This window comes from Streptomyces sp. NPDC003300 (assembly GCF_040610915.1).
Classification (GTDB): domain Bacteria; phylum Actinomycetota; class Actinomycetes; order Streptomycetales; family Streptomycetaceae; genus Actinacidiphila.
The window spans coordinates 299285-317664 of record NZ_JBEXNE010000005.1; the positions used below are offsets into that span (position 1 = coordinate 299285).

General features: G+C 70.5%; 10 protein-coding genes and 1 pseudogene. 9 read left to right on the plus strand and 2 right to left on the minus strand.

Annotated elements, in window-relative coordinates:
* Window positions 1-58 precede the first annotated feature (58 nt).
* Window positions 59-2377, minus strand: a complete 2319-nt coding sequence (locus ABZX65_RS10380) for a transglycosylase domain-containing protein (protein ID WP_355336771.1) — start codon at window positions 2375-2377, stop codon at window positions 59-61.
* A gap of 882 nt (window positions 2378-3259) precedes the next feature.
* Here ABZX65_RS10380 and ABZX65_RS10385 point away from each other — a divergent pair.
* The 4 genes from ABZX65_RS10385 (at window position 3260) to ABZX65_RS10400 (ending at window position 7329) form a co-directional block, all read left to right on the plus strand.
* The gene (locus tag ABZX65_RS10385) at window positions 3260-3904 is read left to right on the plus strand and encodes a PadR family transcriptional regulator (RefSeq protein ID WP_355336653.1); all 645 of its coding nucleotides are present in this window, start codon (window positions 3260-3262) and stop codon (window positions 3902-3904) included.
* A 23-nt stretch (window positions 3905-3927) separates the two neighbouring features.
* A complete protein-coding gene (locus ABZX65_RS10390) occupies window positions 3928-5010 on the plus strand; it encodes an inositol-3-phosphate synthase (protein ID WP_355336654.1) in 1083 nt (360 codons plus the stop codon).
* 149 nt (window positions 5011-5159) lie between these two features.
* Window positions 5160-6428, plus strand: a complete 1269-nt coding sequence (locus tag ABZX65_RS10395) for an MFS transporter (RefSeq protein WP_355336655.1) — start codon at window positions 5160-5162, stop codon at window positions 6426-6428.
* A gap of 43 nt (window positions 6429-6471) precedes the next feature.
* A complete protein-coding gene (locus ABZX65_RS10400; protein ID WP_355336656.1) occupies window positions 6472-7329 on the plus strand; it encodes a hypothetical protein in 858 nt (285 codons plus the stop codon).
* Window positions 7330-7482: 153 nt separating this feature from the next.
* On the opposite strand, the gene ABZX65_RS10405 is transcribed toward ABZX65_RS10400, so the two are convergent.
* Window positions 7483-8898, minus strand: coding sequence for a CCA tRNA nucleotidyltransferase (locus tag ABZX65_RS10405; protein ID WP_355336657.1), 1416 nt, complete (start codon window positions 8896-8898; stop codon window positions 7483-7485).
* Window positions 8899-9205: 307 nt separating this feature from the next.
* On the opposite strand from ABZX65_RS10405, the gene ABZX65_RS10410 reads away from it, so the two are divergent.
* The 5 genes and pseudogenes from ABZX65_RS10410 to ABZX65_RS10430 all read left to right on the plus strand — a co-directional run bounded on the left by ABZX65_RS10410 (window position 9206) and on the right by ABZX65_RS10430 (window position 18370).
* Complete coding sequence (locus ABZX65_RS10410) at window positions 9206-11563, plus strand: DUF6049 family protein (protein WP_355336658.1); 2358 nt, start codon at window positions 9206-9208, stop codon at window positions 11561-11563.
* Window positions 11564-11589: 26 nt separating this feature from the next.
* Window positions 11590-14157 (plus strand): murein biosynthesis integral membrane protein MurJ, encoded by a 2568-nt coding sequence (murJ, locus tag ABZX65_RS10415; protein ID WP_355336659.1) that lies wholly within the window; start codon window positions 11590-11592, stop codon window positions 14155-14157.
* Window positions 14158-15240: 1083 nt separating this feature from the next.
* Window positions 15241-16737 (plus strand): annotated as a pseudogene (locus ABZX65_RS10420) (protein kinase family protein); the annotation flags it as partial.
* 86 nt (window positions 16738-16823) lie between these two features.
* Window positions 16824-17495 carry an RNA polymerase sigma factor SigM gene (gene sigM, locus ABZX65_RS10425; RefSeq protein ID WP_355336660.1) on the plus strand — a complete coding sequence of 224 codons (672 nt, stop codon included), beginning with the start codon at window positions 16824-16826 and terminating at the stop codon, window positions 17493-17495.
* Complete coding sequence (locus ABZX65_RS10430) at window positions 17492-18370, plus strand: hypothetical protein (protein ID WP_355336661.1); 879 nt, start codon at window positions 17492-17494, stop codon at window positions 18368-18370. Before sigM ends, ABZX65_RS10430 begins: the two co-directional genes overlap by 4 nt.
* Window positions 18371-18380 lie beyond the last annotated feature (10 nt).

Sequence of the window (18380 nt, forward strand, 5' to 3'; positions counted from 1 at the left end):
ACCAACCGTCGCTGTCTGCTGTCAGCGACGGTCGCCGTCCCCCGTCAGCCGCCGTCCGTCATCCTCCGTCGCCGGGTTTGCGGGTGGATGTTCCGCCGCTGTTGCCTCCGCCGCCGCCCGGTCCTCCGGTGCTGCCCGACGTGGTCGGGGTGTCGCTCGGCGTCGGCGTGTTGCAGGTCTGGTCCCACGGCAGGCACGGGCCGCTCGGCGTGGTGGGCGGCGTGGTGGGCGGCGTCGTCGGCGGGGTGGTCGGCGGCGTCGTCGTGGTGGGCGGCGGGGTGGTCGCGGTGTCGGTCGGGCTCGGCGGCGGCGTCGTCATGGACGGCGTCGGGGACGGGGCGCCGGGCTCGTTCTGCGGTTCGCCGATCTTGCTGGCGTCCGGGAAGCCGGGGTCCTCGGAGTTGCCGAGGGCGGCCTTCATGTAGTCGGTCCAGATGGTGGCCGGGAGGTCACCACCGTGGATGGAGGAGTTGCCGCCGGTGCCGGACATCGGCAGCAGCTTCTTGGCCTTGGTGTCCTGGCGGAACATCACCACGGACGTGGAGAGCTGCTGGGTGTAGCCGACGAACCACGCGGACCGGGTGCCGCCGGGGCTGTCGGTGGTACCGGTCTTGCCCGCCGCGGTACGGCCCAGGGCCTTGGCCTTGGTTCCGGTGCCGTTCTCGACCACGTTCTGCAGGACCTTGGTGACGTTGTTGGCGATGTTGTCCGGCAGCGCCTGCTTGGGCTTGGGCCGCGAGAAGCCGTTGATCTGGTCACCGTTGTGGATCACCTTGGTGACCGAGTACGGGTCCACCTGCACGCCGGATTTGGCGAAGGTGGCGTACGCGTCGGCCATCCGGATCGCGCTGGGCGTGGACGTACCGATCGAGAACGACGGCACCATGGTGGCCATGCTCTCGTCGAGCAGGCCCACGCTCTCCGCCGTCGCCTTGACCTTGGGCAGGCCGACGTCCTCGCCGAGCTGGACGAACGGGGTGTTGATCGAGTTCTGCATGGCCTTGGTCAGCGTGACGTAGCCGTGCTTGATCGAGTCCTCGTTCTTCTGCCGGAACGGCTTGTTCTCCTTGTCGAGGACCACATTGCCGTCGTGGTCCTTGATCACCAGCAGGTCGTTGGCGTTGTACTTGCTGTCCGGCGTGATGGGCTTGCCGTCGCTGTGGTTGGTGCCGTACATCATGGCCGCGGAGAGCACGAACGGCTTGAAGGTCGAGCCGACCGGCACACCGGCGGTGTTGGCGTTGTTGTTGAACTCGTTGTGCTCGTAGCCCTCGCCGCCGTAGATGGCCACGATCTTGCCGTCGCCCGGCACCACGGAGGCGGCGCCGAACTGCACGTTGCTGTCCGCGTCCGTGCCCTTGTAGTCGGGGTCGTCGCCCAGGTATTTGTGCGAGCCGCCGGGCTTGATGTTCGCCTTGCGGACCGCCTCGACGGACTTCTTCAGGGCGTTGACCTTGGCCTTGTCGAAGGTCGTGTAGATCTGGTATCCACCCAGGTCAAGGTCCTTCTGGGTGATCTTCGGCGAGGAGTGCGTGGTGACGTAGTTGTTCACCGTGTCGACCAGGTAGCTGATCTGACCGCTCATGCCCGCCTGCACCTTCAGCCCCTGGGGCATCGGGTACTTGGTGTACTTGGCGCGCTCGGTCGCCGTCATGTGGCCGTACTTGACCTCCTGGTCAAGGATCCAGGCCCAGCGCTGCGTGGAGCGCTTGGTGTTGGCCTCGGCGGTGGCCGACGTGTCGATGTTGGTGGCGCCTATCGGGTCGTAGTACGTCGGGCCCTTGAGCAACGCCGCCAGGAAGGCGCACTGGCTGGGGTCGAGCTTGACCGCGTCCACGCCGTAGTACGTCTGCGCGGCGGCCTGGAGACCGTAGGCGCCGCGGCCGAAGTACGAGGTGTTCAGGTAGCCGGTGATGATGTCGTTCTTGCCGACCTTCGCGCCGACCTTTATGGAGATGAACAGCTCTTTGAACTTCCGGCTGACCGTCTGCGACTGGTCGAGCATCGAGTTCTTCACGTACTGCTGGGTGATGGTCGAGCCGCCCTGCGTCTCGCCGCCCTTGGCCATGTTGAACAGCGCGCGGGTGATGCCCATCGGGTCGACACCGGAGTCGGTCTCGAAGGTCTTGTTCTCGGCCGAGATCACCGCGTAGCGCATGGCCTTGGGGATCTGGTCGTACGTGATGTTCTGCCGGTTGAAGTCACCGCCGGTGGCGACCATGCGGGTGCCGTCGGCCCAGTAGTAGACATTGTTCTGGGCGACGGCCGCCTTGTTCTCGTCGGGGATGTCGACCATGGCGTACGCGATGCCCGCGATGCCGACCAGGGTGCCGACGAAGCCGATGCACAGCGCGGTGACCTGGCGCCAGGAGGGCACCCAGTGCCGCCAGCCCTGCTTGCCGAAGCGCGGGTAGTCGATGAAGCGCTTCTTGGCGGGCCTGCGGCCTCCCCGGCCCGCGGGGCCGCCGGGTTCACCGGGGCCGCCGGTGCCTCTGCGGCGACCGCCGCCGTTGCCGTTGCCGCCACCGCCGCGTCCCTGGGCGGCGCGGCGGGCCGCGGCGCGTCCTTCATAGGGGACACCGGGGCCGCCGGTGCCGGAAGGGGAACCGCTGGGCACGCCGCCGGGAGGGCCGGGGGGACGGCCGGGTACGGCGCCCGGGGTACCGCCGGGCGGCGTACCGCCACTGGGCATACCGCTAGGGGAACCGGCGGGGGGGCCGCCGGCCGCGCGTCGGCCGCCTGACGCAGGGGGCGTCGGCTGCTGTCCCCCGCGCCTGGCGGCAGCACGGCCGCCGGAGGGCGACTGCGGCGGCTTGCGACGGTGCTCGCTCATGAACAGCTACTCCTCGACAGGCGGGATCGCCTGCAGGCATCGATGACATTCCGGTCTGTCCCCCTGAGTGCGGCTGTGTCAGGCCGCACTGCACCCAGGACCAAGACGCACGCCGACGTCCCAGGGTTCCCGGTGCTCTGCATGGCGAACAGAGTACGCACGGTCAAAAGACGCACGATGCGAGCGTTCATCACATAACGGACGGTTGACGCCTCACAGGTTTCATGTTGTGACACCCGCTGTGACGGCGGTCACCGCGGACCGCCTTGCATGATGTGTCGAACCGTTCTATCGTCCCGATGTATCGACTCGATACATCGCACCGACACATCGCACCGACACATCGCTCCGATGCATCGTGCGGAGGCATCGGGTCGGCACACAGTACGGGACAGCGGCGACCGGCCGGAACGAGGGGACGAGGGATTGAGCAAGCGCTCCGGAATCCTCGAATTCGCGGTTCTCGGTCTGCTGCGCGAGTCCCCTATGCACGGCTACGAGCTGCGCAAGCGGCTCAACACCTCGCTCGGGGTGTTCCGCGCCTTCAGCTACGGCAGTCTTTATCCCTGCCTGAAGACGCTGGTCACTCAGGGGTGGCTGATCGAGGAGTCGGTGGTGGACAGCGATCCGCCCGCGACACCCCTCGCCGGCCGCCGGGCGAAGATCGTCTACCGGCTGACGGCCGCGGGCAAGGAGCACTTCGAGGAGCTGCTCGCCCACTCCGGCCCGGACGCCTGGGAGGACGAGCACTTCGCCGCTCGCTTCGCCTTCTTCGGGCAGACGTCGAAGGACGTCAGGATGCGGGTCCTCGAGGGGCGGCGCAGCCGCCTCGAGGAACGGCTGGAGAAGATGCGCGCCTCACTCGTGCGCACCCGCGAACGGCTCGACGACTACACGCTCGAGCTTCAGCGGCACGGCATGGAATCGGTGGAGCGCGAGGTCCGCTGGCTCAATGAGCTGATCGAGACCGAGCGGGCCGGACGCAGCACCACGCGCCCGGACTCCGAGCAGGACACACACGACAACAACCAAGAGAACGGCGGCCGACCCGAAAACCGGGGAACCGCGTGACGATTACACAGGGAGCAACCGGTATGGGTTCGGTTCGCGTAGCCATCGTTGGCGTAGGCAACTGCGCCGCGTCGCTGGTGCAGGGTGTCGAGTACTACAAGGACGCCGACCCGGACAGCAAGGTGCCTGGTCTCATGCACGTGCAGTTCGGCGACTACCACGTACGTGACGTCGAGTTCGTGGCCGCCTTCGATGTCGACGCGAAGAAGGTCGGCCTCGACCTCGCGGACGCCATCGGGGCCAGCGAGAACAACACGATCAAGATCTGCGACGTCCCGCAGAGCGGTGTGACCGTCCAGCGCGGCCACACCAACGACGGTCTCGGCAAGTACTACCGGGAGACGATCGAGGAGTCCACCGAGGCCCCGGTCGACATCGTCCAGATCCTCAAGGACCGCCAGGTCGACGTCCTCGTCTGCTACCTGCCCGTCGGCTCCGAGGTCGCGGCCAAGTACTACGCGCAGTGCGCCATCGACGCGAAGGTCGCCTTCGTCAACGCCCTCCCGGTCTTCATCGCCGGCACCAAGGAGTGGGCGGACAAGTTCACCGAGGCCGGTGTGCCGATCGTCGGTGACGACATCAAGTCCCAGGTGGGCGCCACCATCACGCACCGCGTGATGGCGAAGCTCTTCGAGGACCGCGGTGTCCTGCTGGAGCGCACCATGCAGCTCAACGTGGGCGGCAACATGGACTTCAAGAACATGCTCGAGCGCGAGCGCCTGGAGTCCAAGAAGATCTCCAAGACGCAGGCCGTCACCTCGCAGATCGTGGACCGTGAGCTGGGCGCCAAGAACGTCCACATCGGCCCGTCGGACTACGTGCAGTGGCTGGACGACCGCAAGTGGGCGTACGTCCGCCTCGAGGGCCGCGCCTTCGGTGACGTCCCGCTGAACCTGGAGTACAAGCTGGAGGTCTGGGACTCCCCGAACTCCGCCGGTGTCATCATCGACGCGCTGCGCGCGGCGAAGATCGCCAAGGACCGCGGTATCGGCGGCCCGATCCTCTCGGCGTCCTCGTACTTCATGAAGTCCCCGCCGGTGCAGTACTTCGACGACGAGGCCCGCGACAACGTGGAGAAGTTCATCCGCGGCGAGGTCGAGCGCTGACCGGCTGAGCCGGACAACGCCGCGTCCGGCGGCACGGCGCCACAGCGTCACCGCAGGACCGCACCGCCGCAGGACGGCACCACCGCAGTACCAAGGAAAGGCCCCGGGTCGCGTGCCCGGGGCCTTCCGCGTCATGTGAGGCTGTGACCATGGCTGTTGTGCGCGATCTTCGCGTGCTGCTGCGGCTGTCGGGCTTCCGGCGGCTGCTCGCGGTGCGCCTGCTGTCCCAATTCTCCGACGGCGTCTTCCAGGTCGCGCTGGCCGCCTATGTCGTCTTCTCGCCCGAGAAACAGACCTCGCCCGGCGCCATCGCCTCCGCCATGGCCGTACTGCTGCTGCCGTACTCGCTGCTCGGCCCGTTCACCGGCGTGCTGCTCGACCGCTGGCGGCGCAGGCAGGTGCTGCTCTCCTGCAATCTGCTGCGGGCGGTGCTGTCCTGCGGGACGGCCGCGCTGATCCTGCTGCACGTGCCGGACTGGCTGTTCTATCTCTCCGCCCTGTCGGTCACCGCCGTCAACCGCTTCGTGCTCGCGGGGCTGTCCGCCGCGCTGCCGCGGGTCGTGGACGCCGAGCGGCTGGTGATCGCCAACTCCCTGTCCCCGACGGCCGGGACGCTCGCGGCGACCGCGGGCGGCGGCGTCGCCTTCGTCGTGCACCTCTTCCTGCCCGAGGGCGCCGGGGCCAACGCGACGACCGTGCTGCTGGGCGCGGGCGTCTATCTGGTGGCGGGGCTGTCCGCGCTGACGCTGGGCCGCGACCGGCTCGGGCCCGATCCCTCCGAGGTACGGCAGCGGCTGCGCACGGCGCTCGCGGGCACCGCGCAGGGCCTGGCCGCCGGGTGGCGGCATCTGCGCCAACGGCCCGCGGCGCGACGGGCGATGGGCGCGGTGACGGCGATGCGCTTCTGCTACGGCGCCCTGACCGTCACCTTGCTGATGCTCAGCCGCTACACCTGGTCCGACCCCTCGGACACCGACGCCGGTCTCGCCCTGCTCGGCCTGGCGGTCGGCCTGTCCGCGGCCGGATTCTTCACCGCGGCGGTCTTCACCCCGTGGGCCACCGGCCGCTTCGGCACCGGCGGCTGGATCACCGTGTGCGCCGCCGCGTCCGCCGTGCTGCTGCTCCCGCTGGCGCTCCCGTTCGCCGTCGGGCCGATGATGGTCGCGGCCTTCGTGCTGGGCTTCACCATGCAGGGCGCGAAGATCGCCACCGACACCGTGGTGCAGACCGACGTCCAGGACTCCTACCGCGGGCGCGTCTTCTCCCTCTACGATGTCGCCTTCAACGTCGCCTTCGTAGGCGCCGCGGCGGTCTCCGCCCTGATGCTGCCGCCCGACGGCCGTTCCCCAGCGCTGATCACCGTCCTCGCCCTGCTCTACGCCGGGGTGGCCGCCACGATGACCCGACTCCGCTCCTGACCCCGGCGTCGCGCCGGGACGCACACCACACATGGGGGAAACCGTGGCTACTCCGCCACCTCCTGGCCGCAATCCCTACGGCCAGCCGTACGCACAGCAGACAGCACCGCCTCCGCCCGCGCCTCCGCAGCAGGGACAGAACCCGTACGGCCAGAACCCCTACGGCCAGAATCCGTACGGGCAGAATCCGTACGGGCAGGGCCAGCCGGGCCAGAACCCGTACGGGCCGCCGCAGGGCCAGGGGCAGCAGCCGTTCGGCTACCCGCAGACCGGGCCGCAGACGGCGCCGGACGGCGGCCCGGCGTGCACCTTCTGCGGGGGCTTCCCCGCCGTGCAGGCCACGGTCCGCGGCCACCAGGGCTTCCTGATCATCATGCGCTTCCTGAAGCGACGGGCGAACTACTGCCGCACCTGCGGGATAGCCACGCACCGGGAGATGACCACCAAGACGCTGTGGCAGGGCTGGTGGAGCATCGCCTCGTTCGTCATCACGCCGATCACGGTGCTGATCAACCTCGGGCCGCGCGGCAAGTTCAACAAGCTGCCCGCGCCCAACGGCGGCTTCGGACCGCCCATGAACCCGGGCAAGCCGATCTTCCTGCGCGGCGGCGCGTACGTCATGCTGGCGCCGCTGCTGGTGCTCGCCCTCATCGTCGCGGGAGTCGCGATGGGCGGCAACGACGCGAATTCGGCGTCCGCCGGTGACTGCGTCAGCAAGAGCGGCTCCGACTCCGACCCGACCCTGAAGGTCGTCGACTGCACGTCGGGCTCGGCCGCGTACCGCGTCGTGGAGCGGCACGGCGGCAAGCACTACAGAGACGCCTGCTCCAACGGCGACGCCGAGTACGACCACTCGGGGCGCGGCGGCGACTACGCGCTCTGCCTGACGCGCGTGGGCTGACGTCCTTGAGCTGACGTCCTTGAGCTGATGGCGCCATGCCGATGCCTTTGAGCTGACGCCGATGTTCCACGTGGAACATCGTGTTCGGCGAGACGACGGAGGGGCGATGTTCCACGTGGAACATCGCCCCTCCGTCGTTTCACGCCGCCGTTCTCACTGCTGCTCGGACCACCACGTCTTGAGCGCGGCGATCGCCTCGTCCTCGGTCATCGGGCCGTTCTCCAGCCGGAGTTCCAGCATGTGCTGGTACGCCTTGCCGACCAGGGGGCCGGGGGGGACGCCCAGGATCGACATGATCTGGTTGCCGTCGAGGTCGGGCCGGATCGCGTCCAGCTCCTCGCGCTCCTGGAGTTCGGCGATGCGCGCTTCCAGGGCGTCGTAGGTGCGGGACAGGGCGGCTGCCTTGCGCTTGTTGCGGGTCGTGCAGTCCGAACGGGTCAGCTTGTGCAGCCGGGAGAGCTGCGGGCCCGCGTCGCGGACGTAGCGGCGTACGGCCGAGTCGGTCCACTCGCCGCTGCCGTATCCGTGGAAGCGCAGGTGCAGCTCGACCAGCCGGGAGACGTCCTTCGCCAGATCGTTGGGGTACTTGAGCTGGGTCAGCCGGGCCTTGGTCAGCTTCGCGCCCACCATCTCGTGGTGGTGGAAGGAGACCCGGCCGTCGGTCTCGAAGCGGCGCGTCTTCGGCTTGCCGATGTCGTGCAGCAGCGCGGCCAGCCGCAGGACGAGGTCCGGCCCGTCGGTCTCCAGGTCGATCGCCTGCTCCAGCACGGTCAGCGAGTGCTCGTAGACATCCTTGTGCCGGAAGTGCTCGTCGCGCTCCAGGCGCAGCGCGGACAGCTCGGGCAGCACCAGATCGGCCAGCCCGGTGTCGACCAGCAGCCGCAGTCCCTTGCGCGGGTGGTCGGACAGGATCAGCTTGTTCAGCTCGTCCCTGATCCGCTCGGCGGAGACGATGCCGATCCGGTCGGCCATCGCCGACATCGCGGCGACCACCTCGGGCGCGACCTCGAAGTCGAGCTGCGCGGCGAAGCGGGCGGCCCGCAGCATCCGCAGCGGGTCGTCGGAGAACGACGACTCCGGGGTGCCGGGCGTACGCAGCCGCCGCGCCGCCAGATCGTCCAGGCCGCCGTACGGATCGACGAAGTCGCCCTCGGGGAGCGCGACCGCCATCGCGTTCACGGTGAAGTCCCGGCGGACCAGGTCGTCCTCGATGGTGTCGCCGTAGGACACCTCCGGCTTGCGCGAGGTCCGGTCGTACGCTTCGGAGCGGTACGTCGTCACCTCGATCTGGAAGCTGTCCTTCATCGCGCCGACCGTGCCGAAGGCGATGCCGACCTCCCACACCGAGTCCGCCCACGACCGCAGGATCTTCAGCACCTGCTCGGGGCGGGCGTCGGTGGTGAAGTCGAGGTCGTTGCCGAGCCTGCCCAGCAGGGTGTCCCGGACGGAGCCGCCGACGAGGGCGAGCCGGAATCCGGCGTCGCGGAATCGGTGGCCGAGTTCCTCGGCGACGGGCGCGACCTGGTGGCGGGCCCGCGGGGTCTGAGCGGCATTGTTGGCATTCGGCACAACGTAAAAGGGTACGGGTCCGCGGAGCCCACGGCTGCCGGGTTTCCCCGCGGGACCGCGTCGCGGGCGCATATGGCGCGCGTCCCGAGGGCATACCGTCCGGTTCCGGACCTCGGCGGACCCCGGCGGGGCATCGGCCGGACCCCGGCCAGATCTCGACTGGGCCGCATCGGGCCTCTTCCCCGGACTCCGCAGCACTTTGGCACAGCGCCGATCGTTAACATGCCAGCACGCACATCAGATGGGCGCGGACCGACGACCACCGTCGCCCGCCCGTCGACATCCGACACGAGGGACGGGCGAACGCGTGGGCGAGGCGGCACAGGCACCCGGAAGACCCCCGTCGGCGCGCTCGCCGCGTCTGCTGCGGGCGGTCGCCCTGATCGCCGCGGGCACGCTGCTCACCGGGCTGCTCCAGGTCGTCCAGACGCTCCAGGCGCCGGGCGCGCAGGCCGCCGTCGGCAGCGGCTCGCGCACCGCCGCGGTGGCGCTGAACAAGGTCGACCCCCGCGTCCCCGCCAAGGACGGCTCCGTCACCGTGTCCGGCACGGTGACCAACAACGGCAAGACGACGATCACCGGCGCCCGGATGGGCGTCAGGGTCGCCCCGGACGGCCCCCTGACGTCCCTCAGCGCGATGAAGAGCGCCCAGGACCGTACCGGTTACACCAGCTACCTGGACGGCTCGGAGATCGACGGCCACACGGTCGACCTCCCGAAGATCCCGGCCGGGCAGAGCCAGCCCTTCTCCCTCAAGGTCCCGGTGAAGTCCCTGGGCTTCGACGCCTCGGGCGTCTACCAGCTCGGCGTGGCGCTGGACGGCGAGACGTCCGCGGAGCCCGGCGAGCACGTCCTGGGCATCAAGCGCACCTTCCTGCCCTGGTACGACACCAACACCACCACCGCGAAGGCCACGCAGATCACCTACCTGTGGCCGCTCACCGACCGGCCGCACGTGGCCGCCCGCGGCGACACCGACTCCCAGCAGAGCCCGATCTTCCTCGACGACGACCTCGCCAAGGAGCTGTCCCCCGGCGGGCGGCTCCAGGTGATGGTCGACCTGGCCAAGTCGCTGCCGGTGACCTGGATCATCGACCCCGACCTGCTCGCCTCGGTCGACTTCATGACCAAGCCGTACCGGGTCGCCGGCCCCGGCGGCGACGTCACCCACACCACCGAGGGCACGGGCGGCGCGGTCGCCAAGGCGTGGCTGAACTCACTCAAGAGCGCTGTCGCGGGCGACCAGGTGATCGCGCTGCCGTTCGCCGACACCGACCTGGCCTCCGTCGCGCACAACGGCCTGCGCGTGCCCGGCACCCTCAACCACCTCAAGACCGCGTCCGAACTGGGCGTGAGCACCCTCGACACCGTCCTCGGCGTCCAGGCCACCTCCGACGTGGCCTGGCCGGTGGACGGGGCCGTCGACCCCGCCATCGTCTCGGTGGCCCGTACCGGCGGCGCGAAGCGGATCGTGGCCCGCAGCGACAGCGTCGGCGAGAGCGATGCGCTCAGCTACACGCCCAACGCGGCCCGACCGATCGGCCACGGGGTGACCGCGGTGGTCGCCGACGCCTCGCTGTCCACCGCGTTCGCGGGCGACATGCTGCGCGCGGAGCCCGCCGATCTCGCCGTGCAGGACTTCGTCGCGCAGACCCTGATGATCACCATGCAGGCGCCGGAGAGGCAGCGCACCATCCTGGTCGCCCCGCAGCGCATGCCCACGGTCTCGCAGGCACAGGCGATGGCCGAGGCGATCGGCACGGTCGGCACGAGCCCGTGGGCCGCCACGGTCGGCTTCGACACCGCCGCCAAGGCCAAGGCCGACCCGGACGCGAACCGCAAGGTGCCGTCGGCGAAGAAGTACCCCAAGGCGCTGCGCGGGCACGAGCTGTCCGTGGGCGCCTTCCAGCAGCTCAGCGAGACGCAGACCCATCTCAACGACTTCGTCACCATCCTCACCCGCAAGGACAAGGTGACGGTGCCCTTCGGCAACTCGGTGCTGCGCGCCATGTCGGCCGGCTGGCGCGGCGACCCCGCCGACGCGACCGAGTTCCGCAGTTCGATCGGCGGCTACCTCCAGGACCTGATCAACGCGGTCCGCATCCTGCCCAAGACCACCCTCACCCTCTCCGGCCGCAGCGGGACCATTCCGGTGACAGTGAAGAACGAGCTGAACCAGCCGATCACCAACCTTGTGCTGCGTCTCACGTCGAACACCGACATCCGGCTGGAGATCAAGGACCCGCAGCAGCCGATCGCGATCGACGGCGGCCACACCCGTACCCTGAAGTTCCAGACGTCGGCGAGCGCGAACGGCAAGGTCAGGGTCACCGCGGCACTCTTCACCGCGCAGGGCGTGCTCTACCGCAACAGCAACGCCGTCGAGTTCGACGTCAAGATCACCAAGGTCACCGATCTGGTGATGCTGATCATCGCCGCCGGTCTGCTCCTTCTGGTGCTCGCGGGCGTTCGCATCTACCGTCAGCGGAAGCGGCAGGCAGCCGCGGACAGCGGCGGAGACGGCGGGGACGGTGAGGACGGGGACAACGGCGGCGGGCAGGAGGACGGTGATCCGGGGCAGCCGGGTGACCCTGGCACTGACACCGAGGACACCGGTCGGGAAAGCGTTGAGCTGTCCCCGACGGGTGAGAAGGTGGAGGGATAGCCGGCGGACAATAAGGTGGGGCACTGATGAACGCGCCGTATGACGGTGATCGCGACTCTGCGGGCCAGATGCCTCCATCGCCCGAGCAGCGTCCCTCACCCCCTGACCCGTATCTGCAGAACACCTACGCCTACGACCCGTACCAGCAGCAGGACCCCACCGCGCAGGACCCGGTGGGCGAGGCGCTGTACGACCGCGCCGCGCACCCGCCGCCGCCGTACGGGCAGGAGTATCCGCAGCAGCAGCCTTCGGCGTACCCCCAGATGCCGTACGGCGACAACTCCGCGACCCAGTACGTCGGCGTGGACGACCTGGTCGGCGGGTCGCACCAGGGGCAGCAGGGCGGTCAGGGCCAGCAGGACCCGGGGTACGACGCGTTCGATCACCTCTTCCGCGACCAGCGCGGCGGCGGCGCGCCTGCGCAGCAGCCGCAACAGCCCCAGGCCCCGCAGGCACCCCAGGCCCAGCAGCCGCAGCAGCAGGCCCCGCAGCCGCAGCAGGGGTACGCGCCGCCGCAGGACCCCAGGCAACAGCAGCAGCCGTACCAGCAGCCGCAGCACCCCCAGCAGGGGTACGCGTACCCGCAGCAGCAGCCGCAGCAGGGCTACGGCTATCCGCCGCAGCACCAGCAGCAGCAGCCGCCCGGTTACCCGTCGGCGTACGGGCAGGCGCCCGCGCCCGCGGACAACGCCGAGACGGGGTACGCCGAGCCCGCGTACGAGAATCCGGCGTACGGGCAGGCCGCCTACCAGGACCAGCGGTACGCCGACCCGCGGTACGGCTACGCGAATCTGCCGTACCCGAACCAGCAACAGCAGCCCGTGCAGTACGCGTACACGCCCTCGTACATCGGCGAGCCGGTGTCCGCGCTGGACGCCACCGGGCAGATCCCGATCATCCCGGCCGCGCCGCCGATGGCCGCCAGGCCGCCGCGCGCGGCGGAGGCCACCTCCAACACGCGCGCGGGCAACATCCTCAAGTCCAGCGCGCTGATGGCCGCGGGCACCCTGGTGTCCCGCCTCACCGGCTTCGTCCGCACCCTGGTGATCGCCGCCGCGATCGGCGTGGCGACCCTCGGCGACTCGTACGCCGTCGCCAACACGCTGCCGACGATGATCTACATCCTCACCATCGGCGGCGGTCTGAACTCCGTCTTCGTCCCGCAGCTCGTCCGCGCGATGAAGGACGACGACGACGGCGGTACGGCGTACGCGAACCGGCTGCTGACGGTCGTGATGGTGGTGCTCGGCGGCATCGTGGCCGTCACCGTGATCGCGGCCCCGCTGCTGATCCGGCTGATGTCCGCGAAGATCGCCGACAACCCCGACACGTACGACATCGCCATCACCTTCGCCCGCTACTGCCTGCCGACCATCTTCTTCATGGGCGTGCACGTGGTGATGGGCCAGGTGCTCAACGCGCGCGGCAAATTCGGCGCGATGATGTGGACGCCGGTCCTCAACAACATCGTGGTGATCTTCAGCTTCGGCATGTTCATCTGGGTGTACGGCGCCTACAGCACCACCCGGATGGACGCGACGACCATCACTCCCGAGGGCGCGCGGCTGCTCGGCATCGGCACGCTGCTCGGTCTGACCGTGCAGTCGCTGGCGATGCTGCCGTACCTGCGGGACGCGGGCTTCAAGTTCCGGCCGCGCTTCGACTGGCGCGGCCACGGCCTCGGCAAGGCCGCCAAGCTCGCCAAGTGGACGTTCTTCTTCGTGCTGGCGAACCAGGCGGGCCTGATCGTCGTCACCCAGCTCGCCACCTGGGCGGGCGCCAACGCCGACAAGAGCGGCAACCAGGGCACCGGCATCACGGCGTACAACAACGCGCTGCTGATCTGGCAGATGCCCCAGGCGATCATCACCGTCTCGGTGATGGCCGCGGTGCTGCCGAGGATCTCGCGGGCCGCGGCGGACAACGACGTCTCCGCGGTGCGCGACGACATCTCCTACGGTCTGCGCACCTCGGCGGTGGCCATCGTGCCCGCCGCCTTCGCCTTCCTGGCCCTGGGCGTCCCGATGTGCAGCCTGCTCTACGCGAGCACCGGCACCGGTTCCGCGCGCAACATCGGATTCATCCTGATGGCCTTCGGCGCCGGACTGATCCCCTTCTCCGTGCAGTACGTGATCCTCCGCGGGTTCTACGCCTTCGAGGACACGCGCACGCCCTTCTACAACACGGTCATCGTGGCCGCGGTCAACGCGGCGGCGGCGGCCATCTGCTTCGTGGTGCTGCCCGCCCGCTGGGCCGTGGTCGGCATGGCCGCCGCGTACGGCCTCGCGTACGCCGTGGGCGTCGGGGTGGCCGCCAAGCGGCTGCGCTCGCGGCTCGACGGCGACCTGGACGGCAAGCGGGTGGTACGCACCTACGCCCGGCTGACCGGCGCCTGCGTGCCCGCCGCGCTGATCGCGGGGCTGGCCGTCTACGCCGTGCTCGGGGCGCTGGGCAGCGGCGCCGTGGGCTCGCTCGCCGCACTCGTGGTGGGCGGCGGCCTGCTGCTCGGAATCTTCCTCTTCGCGGCCAAGCGGATGAGGATCGAGGAGATGACCGCCATGATCGGCATGGTGCGAGGACGGCTCGGGCGCTGAACGAACCCGTCGCGAAGCGGCGGGCAACCATCACGGTTCGCTGTGTGTCGTGCATAGAGCCGGACTGTGGGCACAATTGTCATCGGCTCGATGTGGGATCGCGCAATGGATGGGGAGGCAGGAACGACGGTGGCGGATCGGAGCACGGCCGCCGTCGGAGTGGCCAATGAGGGTGGCGAGCCCCCGCTCGCCGCCCAGCAGGACGGCGCCACATCCGACGGGACGACGACGGACGACCAGACCAGCAGCAGCGCCGACTCCGGCACACGATCCCAGGACGGGTCGGACGGCACGCAGACCACCGCCGAAACCTCGATGTCGGCCGCGGTCGACGGCGACAGCGCGACCAGCGAGACCGTGGTGGTCGACACCGCGGTGGCCGCGACCGCCGAACTGACCGCGCCCGTGCCCGTGACGGCCCCCGCGTCCTCGCCCACGGCGACGACGAAACTGACGACCGCCGTGCTGCCCGCGGTGCCCCCGTCACCGGAGGAGACCCCCACCGCCGCCCGAGCCTCCACCACGACCTCCCCCGCGCCCTCGGGCACCTCCTCGGGCACCTCCTCCGCCAACGCCGCCGCACCGACCGCGGCCAAGCCCGCGACGGCGTCGGCGACGACGTCGGCGGCCAAGGCCCCGGCCAAGAGGGCCGCCAAGCAGACCGTCAAGGACGGCCGGAGCCCCAAGGCGTCCGCTTCGACGAACGGCGCCAAGGCGGCCTCCGCGACCGCGCCCGTCGGGACGGGCACTCCCGCCAAGGGCACCCCGGCGAAGGGGACACCGGCCAAGGGCACGTCGGCGAAGGGCACCCCGGCCAAGGGGACGCCCGCCAAGGGCACGCCGGTCGCCTCCGTGAAGGCCCCGTCCGCACCCTCCCCCGCGCCCTCGTCGTCCGGCTCCGGGGGCACCGCCACGCTCGCCCCCGACGAGAAGACCGGAAACGGGGACCGCCCGGCGACCGAGGCTGCCCCAGGAAGCCCCACAGCCGCCTCCACAGCGCCCGCCGACGGCCGGCGGCCCGCCGGCCCCGCCAAGGGCGGCGGCAGCGCCACCACGGCGCCCAGGCCCGTCCGCAGCGCGCAGCCCGAGCTGCACAGCGGTCACAAGCTCGCCCGGCGCTACCAGCTCGCCGAGTGCGTCACCCGGATCGACGGCTTCAGCAGTTGGCGCGCGGTCGACGAGAAGCTGCGCAGGGCGGTCGGCATCCACATCCTGCCCGCCGACCACCGGCGGGCCCGCCAGGTGCTGGCCGCCGCCCGGTCCGCCGCGCTCCTCGGCGACCCGCGCTTCGTCCAGGTCCTCGACGCCGTCGAGGAGAACGACCTGGTGTACGTCATCCACGAGTGGCTGCCCGACGCCTCCTCGCTGGCCGAGCTGCTCGCCGCGGGCGCGATGGAGCCGCACGAGGCGTACCAGATGGTCAGCCAGGTCTCCCAGGGCATGGCCGCCGCCCACCGCGAGGGCCTGGCGCACCTGCGTCTCGACCCCGGCGCCGTGCTGCGTACGGTCTCCGGGCAGTACCGCATCCGCGGCCTCGCGGTCGCCGCCGCACTGCGCGGGCTCAACTCCGAGCGTCCGCAGCGGCAGGACACCGAGGCGATCGGCGCGCTGCTCTACGCCTCGCTCACGCAGCGCTGGCCGTACGAGGAGGACGCGCACGGTCTGGCGGGGCTGCCCAAGGGCGTCGGCCTGGTCGCACCCGACCAGGTCCGCGCGGGCGTCCACCGCGGGCTGTCCGAGCTGGCCATGCGCGCGCTCGTCAACGACGGCGCGACCGCCTCCCGGCAGGACCCGCCCTGCACCACTCCCGAGGAGCTGGCCAAGGCCGTCGCGGGCATCCCGCGCATCCGGCCGCCGGAGCAGGCACCGCCGGTCTACCCGGTCGCCGCCTTCCGCCAGCCGCCCGCGCCACCGGGTACGCCGCAGCCGCCCGCGGTCGCGGCCCCCGCTCCGCCGCCCGCCCTGCCCGGCCGTACCGGCCGGGCACTGAAATGGGCGGTCTCGGCGCTGGTGATCGTGGCGATCGGCCTGGGGAGCTGGCAGCTCGCGGACACCCTCAAGTCGCGTGAGGACCGGCCGACCAGTCACCCGACGACCGGCCAGAAGGCGAGCCAGGACCCGACGCGCAAGGCCCCGGTCCCGATCAAGATCGCCGGGCTGAAGGACTTCGACCCGCTCGGCGACGGCAGCGAGAATCCGAAGGATCTCCCCAAGGCGTTCGACGGCGACCCCTCCACGTACTGGGAGACGAACTACTACCTGGGCGCCGATCTGGGCAATCTCAAGCCGGGTGTCGGCGTCATCGTCGACCTGGGCAGCGCCAAGCACGTGAGCACGGTGAAGGTCGACTTCGTGGGCGACGTCACCGCGCAGCTCCTGGCCGCGCCCAAAGGCACCTCCGCGATGCCGACCACCTTCGACGCCTTCACCAAGGTGGCCCAGGGCTCGGGCAGTTCGGTGACGTTCAAGCCGAGCGCCGATCTCACCTCGCGCTACGTGCTGGTGTGGATGACGCGTCTGGCGCCTGCCGAGACCGGTCACTTCCGTGGCAGGATCTCCGAGATCAGCGTGACGGGCTGATCCCGGAGACGGGCTGACCCCGCGGCGACGGCCGCGGGGACACCCACGGCGAGACCCACAGGGGCAGGGGACGGGGGAGAACGGCCTTGGAGGCAAACCCGCTCGGCGATGTCGCCGACGCCGATCTCCTGGCCCGTCATGTCGCGGGCGATCCCGACACCTTCGGCGAGCTGGTGCGCCGCCACCGGGACCGGCTGTGGGCGGTGGCCCTGCGCACCCTGGGGGACCGCGAGGAAGCCGCTGACGCCGTCCAGGACGCGCTGGTGTCCGCCTTCCGGGCCGCCCATACCTTCCGCGGCCAGTCGGCCGTCACCACCTGGCTGCACCGCATCACGGTCAACGCCTGCCTCGACCGGGCCCGTAAGGCCGCCTCCCGCAGGACAGCCCCGGTGGCCGACGAGGAGAACTTCGAGGCGTTGCTCGAACCCCACGAGTCGGCCGAGGTCCCGGCCGAGCGCGGGGAACTCCACCGCGAGCTGATAGCCGCCCTCACCACGCTGCCGCCCGACCAGCGCGCCGCACTGGTCCTGGTCGACATGCAGGGCTACTCGGTCGCCGAAGCCGCCGCGGTGCTCGATGTGCCCACCGGTACGGTCAAGAGCCGGTGCGCCAGAGGCCGGGCGAAACTGCTTCCCCTCGTCACCCATCTGCGCGCGCAGGGCGTGGATAGCGCCGATCGCGGCGGGGGAAGGAACCGGGCGGAGGGGACATCCGTCCCAGAGACGGGACCGGAACAGGGCGGAGGTGAACAGCGGTGACATCGACAGCGGACCACGACGCGCATCCCGAGGTCGCCGAGATCTCCGACCTGGCCGAGGGGCTGCTCCGCCCCGAGCGCGCCACTGAGGTCACCGAGCACATCGCGGGCTGTTCGCTGTGCGCCGACGTCCGGGACTCCCTGGAGGAGATCAGGGGACTGCTCGGCACCCTGCCGGGACCGCAGCGGATGCCCGCCGACATCGCCGGACGGATCGACGCGGCGCTCGCCGCCGAAGCGCTCCTCGACGCCACCACGCCCGATGTTCCACGTGGAACATCTCGGCCGTCACCGAAACCGACACCGACACCGACGCATGTTCCACGTGGAACATCGACCGGTCCCGACGGACATGCCTCCGGGTCCGCCGGTCCCGGCCGCACCGGTCGGCGGTGGCGGCGCGGACTGCTCGTCGCCGCCTCCGCCGTGGTCGTCGTCGGCCTGGGGGTCACGATCTATCACGTCGGCGACGACACCACCTCGCAGAGCGACGCGACCGCCAGCAGCAAGAAGGCGGACACCGCCGCCGACCCGATCGCGGTCCAGGTGAGGGAGCTGCTCGATGAGGCGGCGCCGAACCACGCGGCCGGGGAGTCCGACTCCCCGATGCTCAGCGGTCCCGGCGTCAGCAGCGAGGGCGCCACCATGAGCCCGGACAAGGCGGTGCCCACCGTCCCCCCGTGTGTGCTCAAGGCCACCCAGCGCACCGGCCCGGCGCTGGCCGCCGAGCGCGAGTCCTTCCACGGGACGGACTCCTACCTTGTGGTGCTGCCGCACCCGAGTGACGCCTCGGCGGTCGACGCGTTCGTGGTCAGCGCCGCCTGTACGGCGACCAGTCCCGGCGCGGTCCTCTTCCGGAGCACCTACCCGCGCTGAGCCGTTCGTC

Coding starts and splice junctions, on each gene's coding strand:
- ABZX65_RS10390 (WP_355336654.1), top strand. CDS start 3,928: ATGGGTTCGGTTCGCGTAGCCATCGTTGGCGTAGGCAACTGCGCCGCG.
- ABZX65_RS10395 (WP_355336655.1), top strand. CDS start 5,160: ATGGCTGTTGTGCGCGATCTTCGCGTGCTGCTGCGGCTGTCGGGCTTC.
- murJ (WP_355336659.1), top strand. CDS start 11,590: ATGAACGCGCCGTATGACGGTGATCGCGACTCTGCGGGCCAGATGCCT.